Origin of the sequence: Nostoc sp. (assembly GCF_036917095.1) — a bacterium.
Classification (GTDB): Bacteria; Cyanobacteriota; Cyanobacteriia; order Cyanobacteriales; family Nostocaceae; genus Nostoc.
Genome location: NZ_JBALFH010000056.1, coordinates 84,109 through 109,490 on the forward strand (window position 1 = coordinate 84,109; position 25,382 = coordinate 109,490).

The window sequence follows — 25,382 nt, forward strand, 5'->3', positions numbered from 1 at the left end:
AGGTTCTTTACAGAATTTGCCGATTATCCCCAATTCTGTTAAAACAGCCTAGCATTCAAATGTAAATCTTATAAACAACCCTCTAGAGTTCACCAAAAGCTTCTATGACGCTCCCAATTCGCAACGTCGCCATTATCGCCCACGTTGACCACGGCAAAACGACCTTGGTTGACGCACTCCTCAAACAATCCGGCATTTTCCGCGAAGGCGAAGACGTTCCGGATTGCGTTATGGACTCCAACGCCCTAGAACGGGAACGGGGTATTACTATCCTTTCCAAAAATACGGCGGTTCGCTACAAAGAAACACTAATTAATATTGTTGATACTCCTGGACACGCTGACTTTGGTGGCGAAGTTGAACGCGTACTCGGCATGGTTGACGGATGTCTTCTGATTGTTGATGCCAACGAAGGCCCCATGCCCCAAACACGCTTTGTTCTCAAAAAAGCCTTAGAAAAAGGGCTGCGCCCCATCGTTATTATCAACAAAATCGATCGCGGTCAAACTGACCCCCACGTTGCTGTTGATAAAGTTTTGGATCTGTTCTTGGAATTAGGGGCAGATGAAGACCAGTGTGATTTTACCTATCTGTTTGCCTCCGGTATGGCAGGTTTCGCTAAGGAAAGCTTGGAAGCAGAATCGGTAGATATGCAACCCCTGTTTAATGCGATTCTGCAACACGTTCCACCACCAGTAGGAGACAGCAATAAGCCTCTGCAATTGCAAGTCACAACCCTAGATTATTCTGAATATCTGGGACGGATTGTGATTGGCAGAATTCACAACGGTACTATCCGCTCAGGACAGCAAGCCGCTTTAGTAACAGAAGATGGCACCATTGTCAAGGGTAAAATTACCAAATTGATGGGCTTTGATGGACTGAAGCGCATAGAGATGGAAGAAGCAACCGCAGGTTATATTGTGGCGGTGGCTGGTTTCGCTGATGCTTATATTGGGGAAACGATTACTGACCCCAATGATCCGCAAGCTTTACCACTAATTAAAGTGGATGAACCAACCTTGCAAATGGCCTTCTGGGTGAATGATTCGCCCTTTGCTGGTCAAGAAGGTAAGTTGGTGACATCAAGACAAATACGCGATCGCCTATTCCGCGAACTCGAAACCAACGTTGCTTTGCGTGTCGAAGAAACCGATTCTCCCGATAAATTCCTCGTTTCCGGTCGTGGTGAACTTCACCTGGGTATCTTAATTGAAACCATGCGCCGGGAAGGCTTCGAGTTTCAGGTATCTCAGCCACAGGTAATTTACCGCGAAATCAACGGTCAACCTTGCGAACCCTTTGAACTTTTGGTATTAGACATTCCTGCTGATGGTGTGGGTAGCTGTATTGAACGCCTGGGACAACGCAAAGGCGAAATGCAAGATATGCAACCAGGTAGTGGCGATCGCACCCAGTTAGAGTTTGTCATTCCCGCCCGTGGATTGATTGGTTTCCGGGGTGAATTCATGCGGATGACTCGTGGCGAAGGCATCATGAACCACAGCTTCTTAGACTACCGTCAAATCAGTGGTGATATTGAAGCCCGTAACAAAGGCGTTTTAATCTCCTTTGAAGAAGGCGTTTCTACCTTCTACGCCATGAGAAATGCCGAAGATAGAGGAGCATTCTTTATTACTCCCGGCACAAAGGTTTACAGAGGCATGATTGTGGGAGAACACAATCGTTCCCAAGATTTGGAATTGAATATCTGTAAGACCAAGCAGTTGACCAACCACCGGGCTGCTGGTGGCGATGAACTAGTGCAACTGCAAGCACCGATAGACATGAGTTTAGAGCGTGCTTTGGAATACATTGGCCCCGATGAATTGGTGGAAGTTACACCCCAATCGATTCGTCTGCGGAAGATGTCGAAGAAGTTGGCGAAACGGTAAGTAAAGCAATAACTTAATTGATTTAAAAAGCCTGCTCATGCGGGCTTTTTATTTTCTGGTAATAGGAAAATGAATAACTTAATACCTGAGTGGGTAACATAACACTGTGTAATTCATTGTGTTCACTGTCTGGTGTATATATATGTCGTGGAATTCTACAGTTTTTAGTATCTGTGCTTCCGGCAATTCTTGGCTATGGGCTGCTTGGAGTAGCATTGATGATGCTTATAATTTTCTAGAAAAGCCTGAAAAACAGTTAGAGATTGATTGCTTGTTTTTTGCTGAAGCTGCTTCTAAAGAAAATGCAATAAAAACAGCTCGTAACCTATTGGGTACTGACATTAAACAAATAGGCAACGAATGGGCAGCAGAAGTCTGTAAAGAGATTCACAAGCAACCTCACATTAATGCTAATCAACCTGAAGTAGTCACTAATGAGCTTCAGCTATGTTTAGATCAACTTCATTCATTAACTGGATTAAGTGCTGTAAAATCTACCGTTCAAGAGTTGGTAAATATTGCAAAAGTAGCCCAGATGCAAGCTCAAGCGGGTATAAAAGCTCCTTCAATCACTAGACACCTCGTATTCACGGGAAATCCCGGAACAGGCAAAACCACAGTAGCTAGGATTTTAGGCGAGATATACAAAAATCTTGGTGTTCTATCAAAAGGCCATTTTCTTGAAGTAGATCGGACTAATTTAGTTGCAGAATACTTGGGACAAACAGCACCCAAAACAGCAAAAGTAGTTGAATCTGCTCTTGGTGGTGTACTTTTTATTGATGAAGCTTACTCTCTTGTTCCAGACGGACGCGGCGATATGTACGGACAAGAGGCAATCAATACTCTTTTAAAAATGATGGAAGACTACAGAGAGGATCTGGTAGTTATTGTTGCAGGATATAAAGGGGAAATGTCTCGATTTATTGAATCTAATCCTGGTCTAAAGTCCAGATTTGCAAGGTCGATTCACTTTGAAGACTATTGTCCGTCCGAGTTAACCGAGATTTTTAAAGTCAGGTGTGAACAGCACGGCTATCTGTTCTCAGAGAAGACTCTAGAAGCGGTGCATCTCTTAGTTAATCAATTTGAACATCAAATAGGAAAACTTGGAAATGGTAGATTTGTGAGAAATATCTTTGATCGTTGTATTGCCATTCAATGTAACCGTTTAGCAGCATTAGCCCAACCATCAAAAATAGACCTCAAAACCTTTCAATCTGCTGATGTTCCCACTCATGAGCAACTGGCGGAGTATCTTGTTTGAGAATGTCAAAGTATCTACTACCCCCATTGCGATCGCCAATTAGTAGCATAGATTTACAGTGCGATCGCCCTTGCCGTACATTTAGTCAAATTTTTGAGAAAAATGAAGAGGACTGAAAAAGGTAATTATCATGACTATTTGTGAAACTGCGAGTTTTATGAACAAGGAAGTTGAAAACGAAATGGAAGATGAATTACGTCCTGAGTACGACTTCGCTCAAATGGCAAGCGGGGTTAGAGGTAAATATGTTGAACGGTATCGTACAAAAACGAACCTAGTACTTTTAGCTCCCGATGTTGCCCAAGCTTTTCCCAACGATGAAGCAGTGAATGAGGCATTAAGGTTGTTAATCCAAGTCGCCCAGCGCCAGCAGCCCAACACAACGACCCGATCTGGATCAGATCAGATTATTTGAGCAAATTTATGAAGGAGCAATCATTAAGACAGCAGACAGTTAATCGGATAGATAATTATTCAGATGGTAAAGTAGCAGAATAAAAATTTTTGCAGAAGTAATTGTGATGGCTATTCGTGAAACTGCGATCGCCATTGTCAACATGAAAAGATCCTTGAGTCAATAACTGACGAAGAAGTTATATTCAAAATATCGGGTTTTGGTAAAGACTATCAATGCACCAAGTTAATTTGAAAGAAGCTGAGACTCGCCTAGCAGAATTAATTGAAGAGGCGGCTGCTGGAGAAGAAGTCATCATCATTCGTAATGATGGGACATCTTTCAAAATTGTGCCACTTGGTGGAGTAGAAGCACGCCCAAAGTTTGGTAGTGCTAGGGGTTTAGTAAAAATGTCAGATGATTTTGATGAGCCGTTGGCAGATTTTGAGGAATACGCTCCATGAGACTTCTGCTCGACACTCATACGTTTTTATGGTTTATTGAGGGCAGTTTCAACCTCAGTGACACAGCAAAAAACTTGATTGAAGATCGGGAAAATCAAAGATTTTTGAGTATTGCGAGTCTTTGGGAAATTTCTATCAAGGTCAGTATCGACAAGCTAAAACTGGAAATGACTTTTACTGAGTTGGTTAAACAACAGGTTTATGGTAACGCTATCGAATTGCTTGAAATACGACCAGAACATTTAGATGAGTTAGCAAAGCTGCCTTTTTATCATAAAGATCCATTTGATCGGCTCATAATTTCTCAAAGTTTGGTGGAGAGCATACCTGTAATTAGTAGAGATAGTGTGTTTGAAAATTATCCTGTGCAGATATTGTGGTAAATGGTACCGCAGTCAACCAAATTTTAGAGCGGTTTCGATAAGGACATCAGGCGCAACCACTGAGACACTGTGAATTTGGGGTGGTATTGGGTTAAAAAAGAAACATGAAAATCATCAAACCCATCACCAATTGGTTAGAAACCCGCGCTTGTGCTCCTGCATACGGCGGTTGGGTACTAGCAGCAACGGCTATTTGTTTTTTTGGCGCAGGTATCAATACGATGGCTGGTTGGCTATACGCCATTAGCGGCATTAGTTTTGCCCTTTTGGGTGTAGCAGCCATCTTACCGCCGCGATCGCTCACAAATCTATCCATCACCCGCCGTCCCATTCAACCAGTGTCAGCCGGGGACGATCTGACGGTGGAATTAGAAATCCGCAATCAGGCACAGCAGCCTGTAAGCTTATTGCAAATTGAGGATATATTACCCTTCGTCTTAGGGAAACCAGTACAAAAGTCCATCGAGACAATTCCTAGCAAAGGTAGTTACCGTTGGGTATATTACCACCCTACCCAGCGCCGGGGCGTTTATCGCTGGCACACAGTCGAACTCGGTTCTGGTGCGCCTTTGGGATTGTTTTGGTGTCGCCGTCAGCGTGATTGTGCTGCCACAGCGATCGTCTATCCTACAGTATTACCCTTGGCTACCTGCCCCCTAGTAGATGAAATGGGGCAAGAAGAGAGCAAAAAGGGCGATCCTCGTGGTAGACCCTTGCAGACAGCGACAACGGGGTTGGTGCGATCGCTCCGTCCTTACCGCATTGGAGATCCCACCCGTCTGATTCACTGGCGGACTAGTGCCCGCTATGGAGAATTAAGGGTGCGGGAGTTAGAAATGGTTACAGGCGGACAAGAAATAGTTATTGCTCTTGACAGTGCTAGCAATTGGGAAGAAGAAAACTTTGAACAAGCAGTAATTGCCGCAGCTTCGCTGTATTTTTATGCACAGCAACAACAGTTAGAGGTGCAACTATGGACAGCATCGACAGATTTAATCAAAGGCGATGCCTATGTTCTAGAAACCTTAGCAGCAACCAGAGCCTTAGAAGATGCCAGTTCAGCAGTTCCTAAAAGCCATGCTTTGATTTGGCTAACTCAAAACCCCCTAAGCCTTGCTACTCTTCCTCAAGGCAGTCGTTGGGTTTTGTGGCCAAATACTTCCTCGGCAGCAGAACAAGAGATAATCAATTGGGAACATCCTGGTATAGTTTTGCAAAGCGATGTCTCCGACGGGCTACGCCTACGCCCACTACAACCCCAACTGCAAAAAACATTACACTCATAAATCAATTTAAATTTTATAATTCCAAAACTCTGCTGACAAGTTAAGCTTTTGCGAATTCTGAGATTTTGCCCCATCCCAGCACACCGGACATATCAGCCTTTGAGCAAAGGTAAAACAACTTGAATGGGATAAGGTTGGGGAAATCCACCCAGTAATCCCCACATGAGGCTGAGGTACAATGCAAAGAAATATTTAAATTATGAACGACATGATCGCATCAGAACATAACACAAAATCCAGCGATAAAAGCCTAGAGGCAATGCGGCATTTTTCCGAACAATACGCCAAGCGTACTGGAACATATTTCTGTTCTGAACCTTCTGTCACCGCAGTCGTGATTGAAGGACTAGCCAAACATAAAGACGACCTGGGTGCACCTTTATGTCCTTGTCGCCATTACGAAGATAAAGAAGCTGAGATTCACGCCACATATTGGAACTGTCCTTGTGTGCCAATGAGAGAACGCAAAGAGTGCCATTGCATGTTATTCCTCACCCCTGACAACGAGTTTGCTGGAGACAAACAAGAAATCTCTCTAGAAACAATCAAAGAAGTACGAGACAGCATGGGATGAGCGAAATCATCCCCCAAGAGTTTTGGCAAGGCGTAGAACAGTTCAATTCTGGTCAGTTCTATGCCTGTCATGACACTTTAGAGGCTTTGTGGATTGAAGCTGGAGAACCGGAAAAAACCTTTTATCAAGGCATTCTCCAAATTTCTGTGGCACTGTATCATTTGGAGAACCGGAACTGGCGAGGTGCAGTTATTCTACTTGGAGAAGGCAGCAATCGCCTACGCCGTTACCCATCTAGTTTCAGCGGCGTTGACGTAGATGAGCTATTGAGTCAGAGTGCAGTGTTGTTGACGACATTACAACAAATGGGGCCAGATAAGATTACATCTGGCGATCTGGATGAAAATCAAGTCTTATCTTTGCCTAAAATTGTGCTGTCTACTGATTAGACATCTGGTAAATTAATTATGCGTTGCCCGAAATCCTTGGTAGGCACAATTCATGTAGATGCAAAGCGGCTTCCCGCAGGGTATTGTGCCTACGTCATTTTCACCAATGAAGGCAGTTCTTGCTGAGGGCAGTTCAAGAGAGAGGAAGACTGCCCGATCTCGGCTGCCGCAACGCCTTGGGAGCAAGGGTTTGAGTCCCCCACGCTCGCGAGAGTTCACTGGCTTCAAATTAGTAGGGGCCGAATCCCCTCCTACCTCCTGCCTCCTGCGTCCTTCAATCAGATGCCAATTATCTGAAACCTTGAGGTTGGGGGTAGCGTCACTATTTCAGCCAGTAGTTATCGTAAATCACTCCAGATTGTATATTTCATATCTGGATAAAGTACTTGAGATAATTAGAATGCAAGCTGAAATCCTGAATCCCCAATTGCTATGATGCCCTGCTATCAATTGCCCATGTCACAGTTTCGTCGCTTTGGATTAGCTTTAATGCTGCCAGTTGCACTTTTGGGCACTTTTGCCTTGCCTACCCAACTGCAAACCGCTATTGCACAAACATCTCAAGCAAATCGACCCCTCACTATCCGCGCTGATGTGCAAGAATATGACGCGAAAAATCAAGTAATTACCGCTCGTGGTAATGTGCAAATGTTGTATCCGGCTCGCCAACTTCAGGCAACATCTGCCCAAGCACAGTATTTTAGTAAGGAACGCCGAATTGATTTCAGTGGCAATGTCTATATTTTGCAACAGGGCGGTAACAGTATCCGAGCGGAGAAAGTAACCTATTTGATTGATGAAGGGCGATTTGTTGCTTTACCCCAATCCAACCGTCAGGTAGAGTCCATCTACATGATCGAGGAATCAAACAATAGTGCACAAACCGCGACACCTGCCCCACAAACACCACCTTTGAAGCCTTCTAATTAGCATTTACCACCAAGAAAGGGTGCTTCCAGCGTGAAAATTGTTTTAGAGAATATTCACAAATCTTACGGCAAGCGAGTAATTGTCAATCGTGTCAATCTTTCTGTTGCTCAGGGCGAAATCGTTGGTTTACTAGGCCCCAATGGGGCTGGTAAAACGACGACCTTTTACATTGCCACAGGTTTAGAAAAACCCAATCAAGGAAAAGTCTGGCTGGGTAATCTGGACGTTACGGGAATGCCAATGGACAAAAGGGCGCGACTGGGTATTGGCTATCTAGCACAAGAAGCAAGTGTTTTCCGGCAACTTTCGGTAGAGGATAATATTCTGTTGGTGCTAGAGCAAACTCATGTGCCACGATGGGAGTGGTCAATCCGACTTAAAACTTTACTGCGGGAGTTTCGGTTGGAAGAATTAGCTAAAAGTAAAGGAATTCAACTTTCTGGTGGTCAGCGACGGCGGACGGAATTAGCAAGGTCTTTAGCTGCTGGACGAGAAGGGCCCAAATTTTTACTTTTGGATGAACCTTTTGCGGGAGTCGATCCGATCGCAGTCTCAGAAATTCAAAAAATCGTAGCACAACTGCGCGATCGCGGTATGGGAATCTTAATTACAGATCATAATGTCCGCGAAACCCTCGCCATCACCGATCGCGCTTACATCATGCGTGAGGGACAAATTCTCGCTTTTGGTGCTGCTGACGAACTCTACAGCAACCCGCTAGTGCGGCAATATTATTTAGGGGATAATTTTCAAGTTTAAATTCACAATTATTTTAGTTAATCATTTCAAATGATATTTTGATTTTTTATTCTTCAGCATGAATTTATTCGTTAATTTTCAGCTATTAAGAATTTAATTTTGATACTAAATATAGTAGATATGTTTTGCTTTGCCAGGGTTGCCAATATCTAAATTTTAAAGTTGCTTATGATATCAAAGAAACTTACGTCTTTCAACAGTCTCTATTCGCTGCTGCCTTTTACGATCATGGATCGCTACCTTGCCAGCGAATTGTTAGCGCCGTTTTTCTTTGGTGTCGGAGCTTTTTCATCACTTGGTGTCACCATTGATGCTGTATTCGATCTCATCAGAAAAATCGTAGAATCTGGGCTACCCATAGATATTGCTATTCAAGTTTTTTTGTTAAAATTTCCCAACTTTATCGTTTTAGCCTTCCCCATGTCTACGCTGCTGGCTACTTTGATGACCTACAGTCGTCTTTCTAGCGAGAGCGAATTAATTGCCCTGCGTGGTTGTGGCGTAAGTGTCTATCGTATGGTGCTAACTGCTGTGATGTTAAGTCTTGTGGTTACAGGATTGACATTTGTGTTTAACGAACAAATTGCACCAGCAGCAAATTATCAAGCGGCGATGACTCTGGATAAAGCGCTTAAATCAGATAAGCCAATTTTGAAACAGCAAAATATTTTCTATCCTGAATACCAGGATGTTACACAGCCTGATGGCTCTAAGAATCGGATATTGACACGCTTGTTTTACGCCGACCAATTTGATGGTAAGCGTATGACAGGGTTGACAATTATAGACCGCTCAACAAAAAATCTGAATCAAATTGTGGTATCAGAATCTGCTCAGTGGAATCCTTCTCAAAGTGTTTGGGATTTTTACAACGGTACGATCTATTTTGTCGCTGCCGATCGCTCTTACCGCAACATCGTCAAATTTGAACACCAACAACTGCAACTACCCCGCACGCCATTAAGTCTGGCAGAAAAAAGCCGAGACTATGGTGAGATGAATATTTCTGAAGCCCTAGATCAACTACAAGTAGAACTTCTCGGTGGCGATCGCCAAAAAATTCGTAAACTCGAAGTACGGATTCAACAAAAAATCTCCTTACCTTTTGTATGTGTAGTTTTTGGCTTGGTAGGTGCAGCAATGGGAAGCATACCCCAGCGAACTGGAAGAGGTACCAGCTTTGGGATTAGTGTCGTAGTAATTTTTTCGTACTACTTAATTTTCTTTATTAGTGGTGCGATCGCGCAAGCAGGTGTCCTCTCTCCCTTTATGGGCGCTTGGTTGCCCAACTTTCTTTTTTTGGGAATAGGCTTATTCTTATTGATGCGAGTTGCCAAACGATAAATTGAGATCGCAGGGGGAAATGAAGAAGGAGGGGGCAAGAGGGAGAATAAAAAATTACCTCTTCCCCCTCTGCTCCTTGCCCCCTGCCTCTTTCCTTTTCATTCCCACACTTCAATTACGGGTGATAATTTCGGCATTCCGGTGCGTCTGGGTTTTCCTTACAATATTCTTCAAAAGAGACTTTGGCTGATACCATACCCTCAGCTTTCTGATGAGCTGCTTCTGCCTGGAGTTCTTCTACTTCATCCCAGGCGGCTGCACAGGCTTTAGAATAAGCACCTTGTTCGGTGCAAATAGCCCGAGACTGCTCAATGGCTTTTTTAATTCTCTCCTCCAGCAGTAGCGCTTTTGGCGCTTCCACAAAGTCGCTTTTGGTCAAAATGTCGGTAATAGAGATGATGCCCAACAGCTTACCTTGAATTACAGGTGCTCGATGAATACCAGTGTTAGCAAATAACCGCGCTACATATTCCACACCCAAATCAGGATTGACCACAATGCAGGGCTTGCTCATAATTTCGTAAACCCGCACTTGCTTTGGGTCTTTACCGTAGGCAGTGACCTTATAAACAATATCCGTTTCTGTGACAATGCCATAAGCATCATTGTCATAGCGACGATCCACAACCAGCGCCCGCAATCTTTTTTCCTTCATCACCCCCACTGCTTCAGCAACAGTCGCCGAACCGCGAATAGTAACGACATCTTTGGTCATGATATCTTCCGCTCTCATCATTGCTGTAGTCTCCTGGTTAATAGTACGGTGCAGCACAGCGCCTACAGAGGCATATCGAAGCATTGCAGCGCACAGTTTGCTAACTAGAAAGTAAAAAAGTTGAACTTTTGTCCTGCCACAACAATAAATTAGACCAGTTGTCAACTCCTGATGTTATCCAATGTGACCGATACCCAAAAACTAACCATAAATTGCCATAACTTCCGAGAAAATCTTGCCAAAGGACTCCAACCGCTAAAAAGTAAATTTTTGACTACTACATGCCTATTAGTAATGGCTAATAACTGATGGAGAAGTTAGGATGAAATCAGCATTCAAACTTCAGTTAAGATATTTCCTGTTGAGGAAAGCAAAAGCTTTAAACAGCAAAGCCTTCAGCTTGCGTCAAATTTTCCCCATTTCAAGCAAATTTCAATATATCTATCCCATGCCACATCGTCATTATCCTCCCGCCTACTTACGCTATCTCAAAGCCAGGTTATGGAATCTAGGGCGACCTGGTTTTTGGGGAACTGCAATTTTTTTATCTTTAGTAGGGCTAGTAACCTGGCAATACTGGTCAAACCCAGATATTTTCGTTTATAAGCAAAAAAAACAAGTCGCTTCACAAAAGCCTGCTGATTCCGACCTGTCAGAAGAAAATAGAGCTATTGCAGCAGATATTGATAACTTGCCTGTTTTGTTTAATGACTTTGAGCAAGCAACTCTCTCATTAACGCCAAACACGCCTAAGGAAAAGACTGAGACAAAAAAAAGCAAAGGCTTATTAGAGGATGTAGTTAATAAACAAAAGTCTGGTACTGATACCAAATTAAATCCTGGTTTAGCCGCTAATGGCGATACTTCCCCAGCCGTGAAAAATCCGTTTGTTGTACAAACAGAAAATTTATTGCGTACTGGGACGGTTGATACTAATAACTCGTTTCTTGGTCTTAAGACTTTAACTGCGGCGTCTGAACCAACACAAGGGGAACAAACATCCTCTAACCTGCGTGCTGGATTGACTAATCAAACCAATAGGAATCAAAATTCTCTCTCTACCACCCCTTTGCAAGCAGCGCTCAACGAATCAACAAACCAGAAATTGTCTAGCTTCAATGGTACTGCAACTCAGACAAATGCCTTGGGTGGAGTCTCTGGCCCAGGAACAACGCTAATGCCACCCATCAACAGCTTACAGAGTCAGAATTCTCTACCAAGTACTGGATTAACTACTGGCACAGGTTATACGTCAACGGGTACAAACTTACCACAAAATCCCTACAATAATTTAAATAACGGTCAGGTATTGCCTAATAATGGGTTAACTACTGGCACAGGTTATACGTCAACGGGTACAAACTTACCGCAAAATCCCTACAATAATTTAAATAACGGTCAGGTAGTGCCTAATTTAGCACCAGTGACGCCCCCAGTCACCTCTGTTGCACCAAGTAATATTGCACCTTACTCTAGCCAGAGTCAAGGCGTTGTCACCCCTACAAACCCTATGGGATATAGTAATTATGGGTTGCAGCAGCCGACGCAAGTACCACAATCTAATTATGGGAATTATGGGTTGCAGCAACCGACGCAAGCACCACAATCTAATTATGGGAATTATGTCTTGCAGCAGCCAACACAGTCTAATGCCTTATATCTTCGCCAGATTCGAGACAAGTATAGAGGGCCGGGTCAAAGGTGATTTTAAGCACCTTAGCTGGATAAAATCTAGCTAAGGTGATTGTGGACTATTTGGAATAACCGGAACTTCTGGTGTTTCGGGTTGTTTCTGTTGCCGTTGTAAATATTTACTCAATACATAAGCCATATCCCCACGGGTAAAGGGTTTCAATGGGGAAATATTGCCTTGGGTATCTGTGTTCAGAAATCCCTCAGTCGCTACAGTAGCGATCGCTTTTCTAGCCCAAGCTGGGATAGACTTTTCATCTGGATATGAAGCCAGAATCTCATTCACAGCGTCATCGGGAAACTGAAATACACCATAAGCTTGGGCGAAAATAGCAAGAGCTTCTGCCCTTGTCACCTTTTGGTTAGGGAAAAATTCATTGCCCCGATAGCCTTTCATGATGTCAGTTTTTAAGACTGTCTGTATATCATTAAATGCCCAATGAGAACGAGGAACATCTGGAATAGTTAAATTTTCTTTGCTAACAGCTTCTCTTTTATTTAGCCCAAATGCTTTTACCATAATTGACGCTAATTCAGCCCTACTCAGTAACCTTTCTGGATAAAACTTGCCATCGGAAAAGTTCGTCATCCATTTGACAGCAGTTACCTGTTGAATGGCATCAGATGGGACTCCAGAAGTACTTTCTGGCGCTGGGGTCTGAGCAATTACTGGCAAGTTTTGTAGTAGTGCCACTAAAGATATAATTGAAAGCTGACGCATCATGATAACCACTTTTAGCCGCTAACGTGAATTGAAAAAACTATATTACTGAGGTTAAGGCAAAAATTGGTGTTCCTAATAACCTGTAACTCAGTTAGTGACGAATTTAGGCTAGCCAATGTTGCGTAGCTACGTAGGGTGTTAGCTTGTTGCCATTATCAAGGAAATAGAAATCAGCAAAAACTTGTTTTTTACTTTTCATTTTTTGATGTTATCTGCCCACTACTATGGACTATAGTCAGTTTTTCAGGAGTTTTGGCAATGACCGCAGCAGCAGATCCCGTAAAGTTGATGAAGCAAGAAGTTGGCAAAGCCGCCGCCGCCTTAGTAAAGTCGGGTTCTATTGTGGGGTTGGGTACGGGGTCAACTACAGCATATACGATTCAGTTTTTGGGCGATCGCCTCAAGTCTGGCGAACTCAAAGATATCATTGGTATACCTACCTCGTTTCAGTCAGAAGTTCTGGCAAAGCAGTATGGTGTCCCTCTCGCCACTTTGGATGCTATTGACCACATTGATATTGCCATTGATGGGGCAGATGAAGTCGATCCACAGAAGAATTTGATTAAAGGTGGTGGTGCAGCACATACCCGCGAAAAAGTCGTAGACTACCTGGCAGAACAGTTCATCGTCGTGGTAGATAGTGGTAAGTTAGTAGACCGGTTGGGTTCTAGTTTCGCTGTACCCGTGGAAGTGATTCCAATGGCAATTACTCCTGTAACTAATGCCATCAAGAAACTTGGTGGCAAACCAGAACTGCGTATGGGTGTAAAAAAAGCTGGGCCAGTGATTACTGACCAAGGCAATTTTGTCTTAGATGTCAGATTTGACTCTATTGAAGATCCAGCCGACCTAGAAAAGACATTGAATAACATTCCCGGCGTTCTGGAAAATGGTATCTTCGTTAACTGTGTGGATTTAGTTTTGATTGGTGAAGTTAAAGATGGTCAGCCATTAGTGCGGCAACTCTAAGTGTTCTAAATTTTGGATTTTGGATTTCAGAGACATCTAAAATCCAAAATTAAGCAATAGACATCTGGTGAAATTAATTATGCGTTATCCAGAACTCTTGTAGAGACGTAGCACTAGTACATCTCTACATTCTTTTTCGTTACAAACTAGAACTAAGCGCTAGACGATGACATTAGTACCGACTAAGCTGTTCCACATTTAAATTGCATAACTAGGGCGGGCAAGATGCCCACCCCACAAGAGTTTGATTTAATCTGATTATGCAATTTAGATGTTTTTTAGCTTACCAGATTTGTCAGGGTGAAATTATCCAAAGTCACCAATATATTACAGAAATAACCATCACCAGAATAAGTATCTAATTTCGCTAGTACAGCACGGCAGAAGTAAACCACCCATTTCAAATGAATGAAACGCTTACGCTGTATTCATTTTTAATTTTTAATTTTTAATTTTTAATTCCGCCTTGCGGTACTAGGTTACCCAACTCCCATTTAGCATAAGTATGAAAAAGCGCGTTTTATGGTGCTTAAACCTGAAAATCTAGATTTTTCGCCTATAAACCCGGTTTATTGAGTTTTGTTGGGAATTGTGCCAGATATTCAATTGATGAATTTGGATTTGAATATATAGGTTTTCTGAAAATGAATTTTAGAAATTGACAGATTTATTACACAATATTGAATATATACATTTGAATAATCAAACAAAAAAGACCCTTGTGACCTTTTCGCAGATATTAATTTTTTAATAGTGTTAGTCATGCAAAATAATAAAATCGTATAAATAATAGCATGGACAAAAGTGTTATTAATGCCAGTCTTTCTACTCAGAACCTAACCTTTCGTCCAGGCGATCCTCCTGTCTCATTTGAGGTAAGTGTCAATAATGACAGCGATCGCTTCGTCAATTTTCAGATAGAAATTGCCGCAGCCGGGGAAACCCGGAACGCAGGATATCGCTGGTATCGACTCGAACCAGAGGTGGCAGCAGCGAAGCCACCAGGCAGTAGTACCATATTCCAAGTCTTCATATTCAATACACCCATTCCGGGATTTGTCGGTACTGTCAACCTGATGGTGAAGATTTTTTCACCACAGTTAGCACAAGAGTGCAGACTTGTGCTGCGCCTGAAAATCGAGCGAGACAACAGACCAACGCATTTAAGTGTAGAATTACCTGTGCGAGAGTTCCAAGTTTATCCCCGCAATTCTATAGATATACCAGTACGAGTGCGGAACTTGGGGCAACAACCGACTGATGTAATGCTACGTTTTACAGGCGTCGATCCATCTTGGCTAGCTGGCAGTGCAGAACGCCGATTATCTTTAGATCCGGGTGGTTTAGCAGAAGCTACATTCCAATGCCAACCTCCATCTGTAGTGCAAGCGCCCAGCCAAAATTACCCTTTTACTATTGAAGCTGTTAGCAATAATGGTTATCCAACTAGTGCTGAAGGCAATATTGAAGTCTTGCCTGTGGGTTTTATAGACTTTAGCACCACGCAAAAACACCTGAAAATTCCTAGTAAATCAGCATGGTTGCCTGACTGGAAATCTAATACAGCTTCCTTTGAACTACTATTTAAAAACGCTAGCAACCTCAACCAACAAATTAACGTGCATGTGCAGGGTCGAGACTGGCGAAAATGTAGTTTCAAAAAGCTTCCCGAAATTGCCAATCTCCATCTAGGAGAGACAAGTAAAGTCATTCTGGATGTTAAAACAAAACGCCCTTGGGTAGGAATCGGCAAAACTTTGTTGCTGGAAGCCAAATCTGAATTATCCGACCAACGTTTAGGGAGTACAGACCCCGCCACGCAGACATTGGAAGTGGAGACTCTGCCGATCGTACCTCTATGGCTACAGCTGGCTGCGATCGCACTATTAGCCGCACTCCTAGCATGGATACTGCAACCAAGAGGTGTAATGCATACACGTTCTGTCAACTCAGTGCGTTTTAGCGGTATTGGTTTGTCTGTGGTCAGTGGCTCAGATGATTGCACCTTAAGACTTTGGAGAATCGGTGCTGATAGCTTAGACCCCGATGATAGAGTAACATATGCTGGGCAACCCGTTGCTTGCGATCGAGCACAACAGCCCAAAGGTTTGATGGCGATTACCGATGACGCTGTAGAAGTCTTACGCTTCATGCCGTTACAAAACGATCGCGTTGCTGTTGGTTTAGATAATGGTGTAATTGAACTCAGAGATGTACCATCAGGTCGAAAGAATAGCGAACTTCAAGACTTTAAAGATCCTAAAGCAAAAGGCGATCGCGTTTTTGACCTAGCTTTCACCTCAAACTCACTTAACTTATTCAGTGGTTATGGCAGTGGTAAAGTTAGAGTATGGTCAAGAGCAGCGCCTAACAGCGATTTTCTGCCAGAACCGCAAGTTATCGATATACAAAGTATATTGAAACTATCAGGTTTCCAAGTTAGGGCATTAAATCTCAGCCCAGATGCAAAAACTCTAGCGATCGCTGGAAACTTTAAGCGTTTCATATTGTGGCAGTGGAATCCAACTCAATCGGATAAAAAATTCCCAGGTTTATCAGTGCAAAATCTGGAAAAACTAGACCCATTAGTTGGGCGTGAAGACTATATTTGGGGATTGGCTTTTGTTCCTAACTCGGCAGAAAAAATTCTAGCAACCTCCGACTCTGCGGGATTTATTACCATTTGGAATTTGAATCAGTGCCAAATTATCAAAAACCCCAATCCACTCGAAAAAGTAAATGAACTCAATTGCTCGCCACTAGACCGCTGGCCAGCATCAAAAACATCTGTGCGTAGTCTGGCATTTAGTGATGATGGTAGCCTTTTAGTAAGTGGTGGCGATGATGGACGAGTGATGGCTTGGTACTTAACCCCCGAACATAAGCTCGACAAAACAAAGGCAGCAGAAGGTAAAACAATTTACCAAAGCTCAAAAACAATTAATAGTATCGACTTGAAAACTAATCAAGGAACCATGATTGTGAGTGGTAGTGAAGATTTTCAGGTCAAACTACACCGCATCAAATAAGGGAGTCGATAAAATGCAAGCTAAATTCAATCCACTGCAAGTTATTATCAACCCACCTGGAATTCAATTTGGAATGCCAGGAGATACCATTGAACTCTATATTGTTGTAATCAATCAGGGAAATCAAAGTGCGGTTATTGACTTATATTTTGTTTTTGATGAAGTATTTCAAAATTTAACCGGCTGGTCTAGTTCTCCTAGAGAAAGTTTAGCATTAGCTCCCCAACAGAATAGTGACGAAGTAACATTTGAATTTCAAATCGCCGCAAATGCTCTCCCAGGAACTTATGACTATACACTAGTCGTAGATTCCCCTCTACATTATCCCCAAGACACGCCCATCACCTTCCCAAACCAAATTAAGGTTCTGCTAAAAGAACAGACAGCAATTCGGGTGAACGACCCGACATTTTCCATTCAACCTAACACCAATCCCAACAAGCCACTAATTTTCAATTCTAGTGAACCTCTGCAAGTGGAGGTGATAGTTGACAATCGCTCTTATCTGGTAGACAGGTTCCGCTTGAGTTGCCCTGATTTAGATGATGACTGGTTCACAATTAATTATCCTGCAACTGGATTTGAAGGCCCGGGGTTAGTGTCTGACGTGACCGCACTAGAACTCAACCCTGGTACTCAAGGTCAAATATTGTTGAAATTTCACCCACCTGGGGATACTCTTGCGGGAAGCTATTCTCCGACAATCCGTTTATATTCGGAAAACTCTCCAGATTTAGTACTGTTGGATTTGGTGTACATCCAAATTCCGACAAACTATCACCTAGATATAGAACTTAATACCATCTTGGGACAAGTTAGCCGTAGTCTTGGCAAGTACGAATTATCACTGGCTAACCAGGGCAATATTGTCCGCGAACTGATATTAAGCTTAAAAAGTCGAGATGAAGAAGAACTATATACTTACAAATTCGATCCTACGGAAGTAAGATTATTACCCAACAAAAGCGCTGTGGCCAATTTGACGGTCAAACCCAAACCTTGGTGGCGACGACCGTGGTTTGGTGCAGGGCTAGTTGTCAACTTTAAAGTTGATATAAAAGACCAACAAAATTTACTCTTACCTAACACATTGCCTCAGGGAACTTTGGTATGGAAACCCCGTCCTTGGTGGCAATTTATTCTGTTAATTTTGGCAGTTTTGGGCTTACTAGGAGGGATAGGATTCATCATTTGGCGAATTTTAAACCCCGATCCTTTGAGATTGGAAAATTTTAGTGCAAATGACTCTCAAATCACTGAAGGTGATGAGGTAGCTTTAAACTGGGAAATTCATCACTATAAACAGTTACAAAAACTGATTCTGACAGCCAAAGGTTCGCCACCTATTCAACCTATTACCTATGACTTTAGTAATGGTATTCCTGAAACACTGGGTAAGGGAAGCACCAATGAAATAGCTCCTTGTCAGGTACAACAGAAACAAGAGCTAATTTGTAGCAATGTTAAAACTGGAGTGAAAACAAAAGGGAATTATACTTTTGAGTTACAAGCTTTTTATCGTAATGGTATACAATTATTTTCTCAAAATAACCAAGTAGCTAGCCAAACAACCCAAGTAGAAATAGTTGAAAAGCAAATTGCCGAAGTACTTAGTTTTCAAGCAGATAAACCACAGTATATAAATGGTCAAAATATTCTTTTAAGTTGGGCAATTGCACGTCCCTTATTGCTGAAGCAAGTTGAAATTTCTGGCAGTGCAGATGATGGGACATCCTATGGTAAACCAATTGCTTATAATTTTACTCAAGGTAATATTACCGACCCGAAACTTCAAAAACTATGTACGCAGCAAAATCAACAGCTACGATGTACAAATATTTCTCTACCAGCAACTAAACCTGGAAACTTTGCGTTTGAAATCAAAGCTTTTCCTAATAATGGGAGTGGCAAAATTAGTTCTAAAAAGACTGAATCAAAAATTGCAATATTACCGAAACCATTTAAGATTGTTTCTTTCACAATCAACGGTAGCGAACAACAAAATCTAGAACTTAAAGAAGGAACAACTGCCACTCTGAGTTGGAAAGTAGAGGGGGAAAATATTCAGGTTAAACTTCAGCCATACGGTGATGACGTTCCACTAGTTGGTTCAAAGCGGCTTCCAGTTAATCTAGCCTTCCCACCTCAAATTGCACTGCAAGTTAATGACATATCTGGCAAGCAACAGCAAAAAGGATTTGCTATCACAGTCATCAAAAAAGTAGTACCTACTCCTATACCTAGCATTAACCCAATTGTTCCTACTCGGCCACCCAACAATAACCCGTTTAAAACTCCCTTACCTCTGAGGTAACTTTTTGGGCGATGTGAAAAGCAGAGATATATGAAAGTAAGCTTTTGCTAGCTCAATTCCTATTTTTCTGAAAAGCTCGACGTCTATGCCCATTTTCAACCAGGGGTTTTCGCAACGGTACTACCTCAGCTTCACTACTCTCGCGTGCTACCCGAATTAGTAACCCAGCAGCTATTAAGCTGGCAATCATGGAATTACCACCATAACTAAACATGGGCAAAGGTAAGCCAGTAGTCGGTAGAGAACCTGTAGCAACACCAATGTGGAGCAATGATTGTCCTATCATCAAAATTGTCACGCCGATCGCTACCAATCGATGTACTGTATTTTTAGCCTTCAGCGCTACGATTAATCCAAGAGTGGCGAATGTAGCTAAAAGTGCCAACAATACTATACTGCCGACAAAGCCAAACTCTTCGGCGAACACCGCAAAAATAAAATCAGTATCCTGAATTGGTAAATAAAATAGCTTTTGTTGAGAAAGCCCAAATCCAGAACCCCAAGTTCTACCAGAACCCACAGCTAGAAGACTTTGCACTAACTGGTAGCCATCTCCTGTAGCATCATCCCACGGATTGAGGAATGACATCACCCGCTTCCGCTGATACTCTTTTATACTAATACTGAGTATTGCCAACATCACTCCGCCAATGGCTGTTCCTCCCAGATACTTGTAAGGTAACCCCGCTGCTAAAGCAATTAGCCAAATCGTCATACCGCAAAGTGCTGTTGTACTCAAGTTAGGCTGGGCAAGAATTCCTAAAAGTACGAGACCGAAAATACCCAACCAAGCCAAGCGAATCCGCCAACTGATTCGTTCCCACTGACCAAAAAGCCGCGCACTTTGGAGCACCAAAAAGGGTTTAATTAATTCTGAAGGTTGAATCGGAATTGGCCCGATCGCAATCCAACGCGCTGCATCAAAAGCCTTTTTTCCCAATCCTGGGATCAGTGTGACGAAAATTAACGCCAAAAACAGCAACAAAAACCAATGGGATAGTCCCAAAATTTTCTGCAATGGCAAATTAACAATAATATTGAATCCGATTAAGGAAACTAAGACCCAAAGCAGCTGACGCTTAAAATAGTACAACCCATCATTCTGACGGGCGTCAGCAACGGGATAGGATGCTGAAAATAGCATGATCAAGCCGACGAACAGCCAAATCAACGTTAACCAGCGCAACAACCGCGCTTCTAATGCCCAGTTGGAGACTGAACTATCAAAAATTGGAATCAGGCGGCGTAGATTCACGAGCAGTATAGGTAAAAAGTTAGGAATTAGGAGTTAAAAATAAAGCTCATAAATCATAACTTATAACTCATAAGTAGGCTTCACAACCATAAGATTTATGGTTATCAACTTTAATACACGGCTCGATCGATATTTTTGACAAATTGCCTTGGCATACCCTTACAGGGATCTTGCTACGCGCAGCGTCTCGTAGACATCGCCATACGGTTATTTAAAAACTATTTTATACAACATACATAGTACTTTCAAGAATAGTTCAGAATTCAGAGAGAACTCTAAATTTAAGGCTTCCTTAGATTCAGATGTCAAATGAAGAAAGTGGTGAGTCCCTCTCCCCCACTGCAAGCTTTGCGGAATTCTCAGAATTTGTAGAATTCAACGATTTAACGTAATTAACTCTTTGTCTATCCGCAGACAGGGGAATTTCAATCCAGAACTCAGTTCCTTGTCCAGGCTCTGATACACATCTCAGTGTTCCCCCATGTTTTTCAACTACAATCTGATAGCTAATTGATAAACCCAATCCTGTACCCTTACCTACAGGCTTAGTTGTGAAAAATGGATCGAACAGTCGTTCTTTAACTGCTTCTGTCATTCCTGAACCATTATCAGCAATTCGGATCGCACACTTCGTTTCTATGACTTCTGTAGTAATTGTAATTGTATTAGGATTAGCATGAATTTCTGCGATCGCGCGTTTATTATTATATTTATCAAACGCATCGATTGCATTACTGATAATATTCATGAATACTTGATTGAGTTGACCCGCGTAGCAATCAACTAAAGGCAAATTTCCATAGTTTTTCACTACTTTGATACCAGGATGATCCACAGTATTTTTGAAGCGATTTTGTAAAATCAGCAAAGTGCTATCCAAACCCTGGTGAATATCAACTCTTTTCTTTTCCGCTTCATCAAGACGAGAGAAATTTCGGAGAGACAAGACAATTTCAGAGATTCGCTCGGCTCCTACTTGCATTGAATTTAGGATTTTGGGCAAATCATTTAGTAAAAAATCTAACTCAATTTCTTTAATGTATTCTTGAATTTCTGGCACAGGATTGGCATAAAACTGTTGGTAAAGATGCACAAGCTTCACCAAACACTGCGTATAATCTTTTGCATATTTCAAATTACCGTAAATAAAGTTAACGGGGTTGTTAATTTCGTGTGCGACTCCTGCAACTAATTGCCCCAGACTGGACATTTTCTCAGCCTGGACTAATTGGGCTTGAGTTTGTTGTAGCTCACGAAGGGATCTTTCCAATTTTTTGGATTGAGCCTCAGCTTCCGCTAAATTCTCCTTGATTTGTAGCACACTCCGTAGTTGTGCCCTTTGCTGTTTCAGTTCACTTGTTAAGTTTTTGGCATCAACCAAAGCAGTATTTTGAGCTTGCAGTAGAAACAGAAAATCAACAATTGGGTCGTGAATTGCAAAGTCTTTGAGTTTGAGACCCAGAGGAGCTAGGCTAGCTGTATCTGTAATCCAGGGAGAACCTAAAAAAAATATCACCTCCTCCTCTGGTTGATACATCATCTGACCCTTGAGTTGCATTCCATTGTGGAGAAACTCTAGTATGAACAGGGCACGAGACTGTTTACTAATAGCATCAAAATCGACCAAGATTTTTGGACGATTAATCTGAAAATGCTGCTCAATAAATTTACCAACTATTGGTTCAGGACAAATGCGCTCTAAGACATCACCAACTTGTACAATTTCACGATTACGGTTAATGGCAAAGTGGAAGGGAAAAGCTTTCGCCAGCAACTCTGGCGAAAGCGTAAGGTGAGGAGGAGCCATGCTACTGCATTCAATTCGGTTTATAAATCACTAAAAATTCATCATGTTCAGTACCATCATCTCGGCTCTGGATTTGGGTAACATGAACTTCTGTATCAAACCTGGTTCCTAATCCCTGAACTAGTCCAATAATCATTGGGGTTAGCCCTTCTCTATCAGAGCGATAATGTAAGGTCAAAGAATTTTCCTCCATATCAGTACACTCAAATGATGGAGGTTGGAGTTTAGGAAAGCTAACTCCCACACGAGCATGAAGATTATCAAGGTTTTCTAGAAACTCAGGTAATGTATCTCCACTCATATCCATCATTTCGCCATACCCTTCTTGGGCTGTGTACTGAACCCAAAATTCTCCAAAAGCTTGCATAATCTGTGAGGGGGGTAAACTCAGAACGACACTAGCAGCTTTTACCAGCTTGTGGGTGATGTCATCGGGATAGCCTTCCATACTGAGGAAAACATCTACATCCACCTCTGCTTTGTGCTTAATTTTTTTCCAAGTCTCTTCGCCAAAGCGACTGCACACCATATCTTGAATCGCCTTGTTCACTAATCCGTACATGGAACCCTCTTCTTGCTGCACCTAAATTTACTTTGTGGATTTGCCCAAGACTCGATAACTAATTTCTTAAAAGTGTTATTTAAATAACAAAATTTTGTGTAGTCAAACCTTGAAATCTTTCGTTATAGCTTTAAAAACCGAAAAAATGGGGAAAACTATTCACATTTTAATGCTACAAATCCTTGTTATTACAACCGTATTTTCACTTATTCCTTTTATCCAGCTATTTTTGAGGCTTTGATAGATGGGGAACTGACATTTTCAAGTATTTATTTATATTTAAGTTATGTTTGTTTCGATCGATTTAGTCTGATAAGACAGAAATACTGGATATATGTTTTAACAGCCAGATTCGTTTTAGAAACGAAATGGCTTTGGATACATAAGTTATTTAGTCAATTTAAAATAACTTGGAAGAAATGATGTTAGAAGAACTTTTAGCAGAATCATTAATGTGCGATCGCATTTTCTGAGCTTGGCGATCGACTTTTTGATAAAATTGCTACAAGGCAGCAGTATAGTGGCACTTAATATTGGTGGTATTGAAGAAGATATGAGTGTGCCTTATGAACACTAGCTGAAGGTTGGAAAAGAAACGCTAACTGTGTTTGATGAAACTGTTGAGCACGCAAGAAAAAACAGAAGTCTGGCGCTCCACTTCCGCTATATACTCGTGGGTATCGCCTTTTAAATATGTTTAATTTTTGATGTGCAAAAATCCTAACCACAAAAAAGAGGTCTTTCTCGACCTCTTACCAATTCCCTAAAATAATCTTCTATTTACAGAATTACAACAAGCCAGTATTAGCACCTTGCTTACCAGTTGCTAGTTCCACCTTGATGATTTTACCGCCTGCTTTTTGAATACGTTGCTGTTCGCGGAACCAGTTCTCGTATGGAACTAGCTTAGTAAAGTAAGTATTTTGCAGTTCGCGTTGGGTACGAATTCGGGTTTGACTGGGAACTAGAGCAGTAATTTTAAACAAACGGGACATATTTTGAAAATCTCCTGTATATTTTGGAAAACTTTTTTATCTCAAAATCTTGAGTGCAAATCTTTTAATCATTCAAAGGCTGGAAATCAAACATCAATACTAGACCACCAACACTCATCACTGATAATTTACCAAGATAAGCAATATAACGTTCTAGCACTCACGATTGATTTCCAGACCTTAATAAAGCCGCACTTAAATTCTTAAGCGCAAACTAGTTCTTAGCTTAAGCCAGAGGAGATATAGTCTAAGTAAACGCCCATTTCCTTACCAGCATCAGAACCAACCAAGCTAGCGGTTACTTCCTTGATTGCTTGGATAGCTTGCACGGTAGCACCAACGGGAACTCCTAAAGAGTTGTAGGTTTCCTTCAAGCCATTTAATACACGCTCATCCAAAATGGAAGGATCGCCAGCTAACATAGCGTAGGTGGCATAGCGGAGGTAGTAATCCAAATCACGGATGCAAGCAGCATAGCGGCGGGTGGTATACATGTTACCACCGGGACGGGTGATGTCAGAGTACAGCAAGGATTTTGCTACAGCTTCTTTAACGATCGCAGCAGCGTTAGCGCTGATAGTGCTAGCAGCACGTACCCGCAGTTCGCCAGTTGCGAAGTAGCCTTTTAGCTTTTGTAAAGCAGAAGCGTCTAGGTATTTACCTTGAACGTCTGCGGAGTTAATGACAGCGGTAATTGCGTCTTGAGCCATGTTGTTAATTCCTTATTTCCAACCGTATTGCAATACTTCTGTTTCGGGAGGGAAACAGCATCAGCCTATAGCAGAGCACCAACTAAGTAGTCGAAATAGCCACCAGCTTCAGCAGCATCATCACCAGACAGCAATGTACTAGCTACATTCTTCAGCCCACGGATACCTTCAGCAACACCATCGATAGGAGTTCCCAAGGACTTGTACAGTTCACGGGCACCGATAACACCAATTTCTTCGATGGGGGTAACATCACCAGCAACGATACCGTAAGTAACGAGGCGGAGGTAGTAATCTAGGTCACGCAGACAAGTAGCAGTCAATTCCTGACCGTAAGCGTTTCCACCAGGAGACACAACATCAGGACGCTTTTGGAACAGTTGATCGCCAGCTTGCTTAACGAGGCGCTCGCGATTTTCTGTCAAAACTTGAGCAATCCGTACGCGGCGCTCACCACTTGCAACAAAGGATTTGATCCGATCTAACTCACCAGGGCTGAGGTAGCGAGCTTCTGCATCTGCATTCACGATAGCTTTCGTGACGATACTCATTAATGGATTCCTCCAATACGAATGAAACCAGGATTTGATTAAACTGGTGCGGCCTTAAATTTGGTTTACTGAGTTTGTTTTTTCGTTCTTTTAGACACAACAGTTTAATAACTGCTACGGCTAATAAATTACGAGTTTGCTTGAGTCAACATAAGTACACAAGCTTTTAAACTCAGTTACCTTCCGCAAAACATTTTCCGGCATTCTGTTGAGCATTTATGACTGCTCTTAACACTTTGTAATATTGCTTTTCAGAATTTACTGTTTTAGCTGCAATCTGAGAGGGCTATTACGAAAGGTTATGAAGGGGACAGGGTAAAGGGTACAGGAAATAATCTGTACCCTATTCCCTACTCCTAATCAACCGCTACACT

24 protein-coding genes are annotated in these 25,382 nt (G+C 42.1%); 16 read left to right on the forward strand and 8 right to left on the reverse strand.

Annotation, left to right across the window (positions count from 1 at the left end):
• Nucleotides 1-104 precede the first annotated feature (104 nt).
• The 11 genes from typA (at nucleotide 105) to V7L01_RS33220 (ending at nucleotide 9,685) form a co-directional block, all read left to right on the forward strand.
• Nucleotides 105-1,895: a translational GTPase TypA gene (typA, locus tag V7L01_RS33170; protein WP_335042557.1), complete on the forward strand. Its 1,791-nt coding sequence runs from the start codon at nucleotides 105-107 to the stop codon at nucleotides 1,893-1,895.
• Between the two features lie 142 nt (nucleotides 1,896-2,037).
• Nucleotides 2,038-3,162, forward strand: a complete 1,125-nt coding sequence (locus tag V7L01_RS33175) for an AAA family ATPase (RefSeq protein WP_335042558.1) — start codon at nucleotides 2,038-2,040, stop codon at nucleotides 3,160-3,162.
• 157 nt (nucleotides 3,163-3,319) lie between these two features.
• A complete protein-coding gene (locus V7L01_RS33180; RefSeq protein ID WP_335042719.1) occupies nucleotides 3,320-3,577 on the forward strand; it encodes a hypothetical protein in 258 nt (85 codons plus the stop codon).
• 215 nt (nucleotides 3,578-3,792) lie between these two features.
• Nucleotides 3,793-4,020, forward strand: coding sequence for a type II toxin-antitoxin system Phd/YefM family antitoxin (locus tag V7L01_RS33185; protein WP_335042559.1), 228 nt, complete (start codon nucleotides 3,793-3,795; stop codon nucleotides 4,018-4,020).
• Complete coding sequence (locus V7L01_RS33190) at nucleotides 4,017-4,403, forward strand: type II toxin-antitoxin system VapC family toxin (RefSeq protein WP_335042560.1); 387 nt, start codon at nucleotides 4,017-4,019, stop codon at nucleotides 4,401-4,403. The genes V7L01_RS33185 and V7L01_RS33190 overlap by 4 nt, the downstream gene beginning before the upstream one ends.
• 104 nt (nucleotides 4,404-4,507) lie before the next feature.
• A complete protein-coding gene (locus V7L01_RS33195) occupies nucleotides 4,508-5,689 on the forward strand; it encodes a DUF58 domain-containing protein (RefSeq protein ID WP_335042561.1) in 1,182 nt (393 codons plus the stop codon).
• 208 nt (nucleotides 5,690-5,897) lie between these two features.
• Nucleotides 5,898-6,263 (forward strand): ferredoxin thioredoxin reductase catalytic beta subunit, encoded by a 366-nt coding sequence (locus tag V7L01_RS33200; protein WP_099100573.1) that lies wholly within the window; start codon nucleotides 5,898-5,900, stop codon nucleotides 6,261-6,263.
• Entirely contained in the window at nucleotides 6,260-6,652 is a 393-nt protein-coding gene (locus V7L01_RS33205; RefSeq protein WP_335042562.1) for a DUF309 domain-containing protein, read from the forward strand. Before V7L01_RS33200 ends, V7L01_RS33205 begins: the two co-directional genes overlap by 4 nt.
• 432 nt (nucleotides 6,653-7,084) lie before the next feature.
• Nucleotides 7,085-7,582: an LptA/OstA family protein gene (locus tag V7L01_RS33210; RefSeq protein WP_335042563.1), complete on the forward strand. Its 498-nt coding sequence runs from the start codon at nucleotides 7,085-7,087 to the stop codon at nucleotides 7,580-7,582.
• Nucleotides 7,583-7,612: 30 nt separating this feature from the next.
• The gene (gene lptB / locus V7L01_RS33215) at nucleotides 7,613-8,341 is read left to right on the forward strand and encodes an LPS export ABC transporter ATP-binding protein (protein ID WP_335042564.1); all 729 of its coding nucleotides are present in this window, start codon (nucleotides 7,613-7,615) and stop codon (nucleotides 8,339-8,341) included.
• Between the two features lie 228 nt (nucleotides 8,342-8,569).
• On the forward strand, nucleotides 8,570-9,685 hold the full coding sequence (locus V7L01_RS33220) for an LptF/LptG family permease (RefSeq protein ID WP_335042565.1): 1,116 nt from the start codon (nucleotides 8,570-8,572) through the stop codon (nucleotides 9,683-9,685).
• A 115-nt stretch (nucleotides 9,686-9,800) separates the two neighbouring features.
• Here V7L01_RS33220 and V7L01_RS33225 read toward each other — a convergent pair whose 3' ends face one another.
• A complete protein-coding gene (locus V7L01_RS33225; RefSeq protein ID WP_335042720.1) occupies nucleotides 9,801-10,421 on the reverse strand; it encodes a CP12 domain-containing protein in 621 nt (206 codons plus the stop codon).
• Between the two features lie 301 nt (nucleotides 10,422-10,722).
• Between V7L01_RS33225 and V7L01_RS33230 the strand changes: the two genes are divergently transcribed.
• Nucleotides 10,723-12,105: a hypothetical protein gene (locus V7L01_RS33230; RefSeq protein ID WP_335042567.1), complete on the forward strand. Its 1,383-nt coding sequence runs from the start codon at nucleotides 10,723-10,725 to the stop codon at nucleotides 12,103-12,105.
• 30 nt (nucleotides 12,106-12,135) lie between these two features.
• Here the strand turns inward: V7L01_RS33230 and V7L01_RS33235 are convergent, their stop codons facing one another.
• The gene (locus V7L01_RS33235; protein WP_335042568.1) at nucleotides 12,136-12,816 is read right to left on the reverse strand and encodes an S-layer homology domain-containing protein; all 681 of its coding nucleotides are present in this window, start codon (nucleotides 12,814-12,816) and stop codon (nucleotides 12,136-12,138) included.
• Nucleotides 12,817-13,074: 258 nt separating this feature from the next.
• Between V7L01_RS33235 and rpiA the strand changes: the two genes are divergently transcribed.
• From rpiA to V7L01_RS33250, 3 genes are all read left to right on the forward strand, one after another.
• On the forward strand, nucleotides 13,075-13,785 hold the full coding sequence (gene rpiA / locus V7L01_RS33240) for a ribose-5-phosphate isomerase RpiA (protein ID WP_335042569.1): 711 nt from the start codon (nucleotides 13,075-13,077) through the stop codon (nucleotides 13,783-13,785).
• 794 nt (nucleotides 13,786-14,579) lie between these two features.
• Nucleotides 14,580-16,814: a hypothetical protein gene (locus V7L01_RS33245; protein WP_335042570.1), complete on the forward strand. Its 2,235-nt coding sequence runs from the start codon at nucleotides 14,580-14,582 to the stop codon at nucleotides 16,812-16,814.
• Between the two features lie 13 nt (nucleotides 16,815-16,827).
• Nucleotides 16,828-19,128, forward strand: a complete 2,301-nt coding sequence (locus tag V7L01_RS33250) for a COG1470 family protein (protein ID WP_335042571.1) — start codon at nucleotides 16,828-16,830, stop codon at nucleotides 19,126-19,128.
• Nucleotides 19,129-19,180: 52 nt separating this feature from the next.
• Here the strand turns inward: V7L01_RS33250 and V7L01_RS33255 are convergent, their stop codons facing one another.
• The 3 genes from V7L01_RS33255 to V7L01_RS33265 all read right to left on the reverse strand — a co-directional run bounded on the left by V7L01_RS33255 (nucleotide 19,181) and on the right by V7L01_RS33265 (nucleotide 22,752).
• Nucleotides 19,181-20,383 (reverse strand): FtsW/RodA/SpoVE family cell cycle protein, encoded by a 1,203-nt coding sequence (locus V7L01_RS33255; RefSeq protein ID WP_335042572.1) that lies wholly within the window; start codon nucleotides 20,381-20,383, stop codon nucleotides 19,181-19,183.
• A 298-nt stretch (nucleotides 20,384-20,681) separates the two neighbouring features.
• Nucleotides 20,682-22,190 carry a sensor histidine kinase gene (locus V7L01_RS33260; protein WP_335042573.1) on the reverse strand — a complete coding sequence of 503 codons (1,509 nt, stop codon included), beginning with the start codon at nucleotides 22,188-22,190 and terminating at the stop codon, nucleotides 20,682-20,684.
• 10 nt (nucleotides 22,191-22,200) lie between these two features.
• The gene (locus tag V7L01_RS33265) at nucleotides 22,201-22,752 is read right to left on the reverse strand and encodes a heme NO-binding domain-containing protein (RefSeq protein ID WP_335042722.1); all 552 of its coding nucleotides are present in this window, start codon (nucleotides 22,750-22,752) and stop codon (nucleotides 22,201-22,203) included.
• A gap of 454 nt (nucleotides 22,753-23,206) precedes the next feature.
• Between V7L01_RS33265 and V7L01_RS33270 the strand changes: the two genes are divergently transcribed.
• Nucleotides 23,207-23,329, forward strand: coding sequence for a hypothetical protein (locus V7L01_RS33270; RefSeq protein WP_335042574.1), 123 nt, complete (start codon nucleotides 23,207-23,209; stop codon nucleotides 23,327-23,329).
• A gap of 211 nt (nucleotides 23,330-23,540) precedes the next feature.
• Here the strand turns inward: V7L01_RS33270 and V7L01_RS33275 are convergent, their stop codons facing one another.
• The 3 genes from V7L01_RS33275 to apcA form a co-directional block, all read right to left on the reverse strand.
• Nucleotides 23,541-23,747, reverse strand: coding sequence for a phycobilisome linker polypeptide (locus V7L01_RS33275; RefSeq protein WP_334823159.1), 207 nt, complete (start codon nucleotides 23,745-23,747; stop codon nucleotides 23,541-23,543).
• A gap of 221 nt (nucleotides 23,748-23,968) precedes the next feature.
• Entirely contained in the window at nucleotides 23,969-24,457 is a 489-nt protein-coding gene (gene apcB, locus V7L01_RS33280; RefSeq protein WP_094349822.1) for an allophycocyanin subunit beta, read from the reverse strand.
• A gap of 65 nt (nucleotides 24,458-24,522) precedes the next feature.
• Nucleotides 24,523-25,008, reverse strand: a complete 486-nt coding sequence (apcA, locus tag V7L01_RS33285) for an allophycocyanin subunit alpha (RefSeq protein WP_322716339.1) — start codon at nucleotides 25,006-25,008, stop codon at nucleotides 24,523-24,525.
• Nucleotides 25,009-25,382: the final 374 nt, after the last annotated feature.

Bases quoted from the DNA above. Each gene is read 5' to 3' on its own strand.
- apcA (WP_322716339.1), bottom strand. From the start codon at position 25,008: ATGAGTATCGTCACGAAAGCTATCGTGAATGCAGATGCAGAAGCTCGC.
- V7L01_RS33195 (WP_335042561.1), top strand. From the start codon at position 4,508: ATGAAAATCATCAAACCCATCACCAATTGGTTAGAAACCCGCGCTTGT.
- V7L01_RS33175 (WP_335042558.1), top strand. From the start codon at position 2,038: ATGTCGTGGAATTCTACAGTTTTTAGTATCTGTGCTTCCGGCAATTCT.
- V7L01_RS33190 (WP_335042560.1), top strand. From the start codon at position 4,017: ATGAGACTTCTGCTCGACACTCATACGTTTTTATGGTTTATTGAGGGC.
- V7L01_RS33250 (WP_335042571.1), top strand. From the start codon at position 16,828: ATGCAAGCTAAATTCAATCCACTGCAAGTTATTATCAACCCACCTGGA.
- V7L01_RS33235 (WP_335042568.1), bottom strand. From the start codon at position 12,816: ATGATGCGTCAGCTTTCAATTATATCTTTAGTGGCACTACTACAAAAC.
- typA (WP_335042557.1), top strand. From the start codon at position 105: ATGACGCTCCCAATTCGCAACGTCGCCATTATCGCCCACGTTGACCAC.
- V7L01_RS33220 (WP_335042565.1), top strand. From the start codon at position 8,570: ATGGATCGCTACCTTGCCAGCGAATTGTTAGCGCCGTTTTTCTTTGGT.
- apcB (WP_094349822.1), bottom strand. From the start codon at position 24,457: ATGGCTCAAGACGCAATTACCGCTGTCATTAACTCCGCAGACGTTCAA.
- V7L01_RS33180 (WP_335042719.1), top strand. From the start codon at position 3,320: ATGAACAAGGAAGTTGAAAACGAAATGGAAGATGAATTACGTCCTGAG.
- V7L01_RS33275 (WP_334823159.1), bottom strand. From the start codon at position 23,747: ATGTCCCGTTTGTTTAAAATTACTGCTCTAGTTCCCAGTCAAACCCGA.
- V7L01_RS33245 (WP_335042570.1), top strand. From the start codon at position 14,580: ATGGACAAAAGTGTTATTAATGCCAGTCTTTCTACTCAGAACCTAACC.
- V7L01_RS33260 (WP_335042573.1), bottom strand. From the start codon at position 22,190: ATGGCTCCTCCTCACCTTACGCTTTCGCCAGAGTTGCTGGCGAAAGCT.
- V7L01_RS33185 (WP_335042559.1), top strand. From the start codon at position 3,793: ATGCACCAAGTTAATTTGAAAGAAGCTGAGACTCGCCTAGCAGAATTA.
- V7L01_RS33225 (WP_335042720.1), bottom strand. From the start codon at position 10,421: ATGATGAGAGCGGAAGATATCATGACCAAAGATGTCGTTACTATTCGC.
- V7L01_RS33200 (WP_099100573.1), top strand. From the start codon at position 5,898: ATGATCGCATCAGAACATAACACAAAATCCAGCGATAAAAGCCTAGAG.
- V7L01_RS33210 (WP_335042563.1), top strand. From the start codon at position 7,085: ATGATGCCCTGCTATCAATTGCCCATGTCACAGTTTCGTCGCTTTGGA.
- V7L01_RS33265 (WP_335042722.1), bottom strand. From the start codon at position 22,752: ATGTACGGATTAGTGAACAAGGCGATTCAAGATATGGTGTGCAGTCGC.
- V7L01_RS33230 (WP_335042567.1), top strand. From the start codon at position 10,723: ATGAAATCAGCATTCAAACTTCAGTTAAGATATTTCCTGTTGAGGAAA.
- rpiA (WP_335042569.1), top strand. From the start codon at position 13,075: ATGACCGCAGCAGCAGATCCCGTAAAGTTGATGAAGCAAGAAGTTGGC.
- V7L01_RS33205 (WP_335042562.1), top strand. From the start codon at position 6,260: ATGAGCGAAATCATCCCCCAAGAGTTTTGGCAAGGCGTAGAACAGTTC.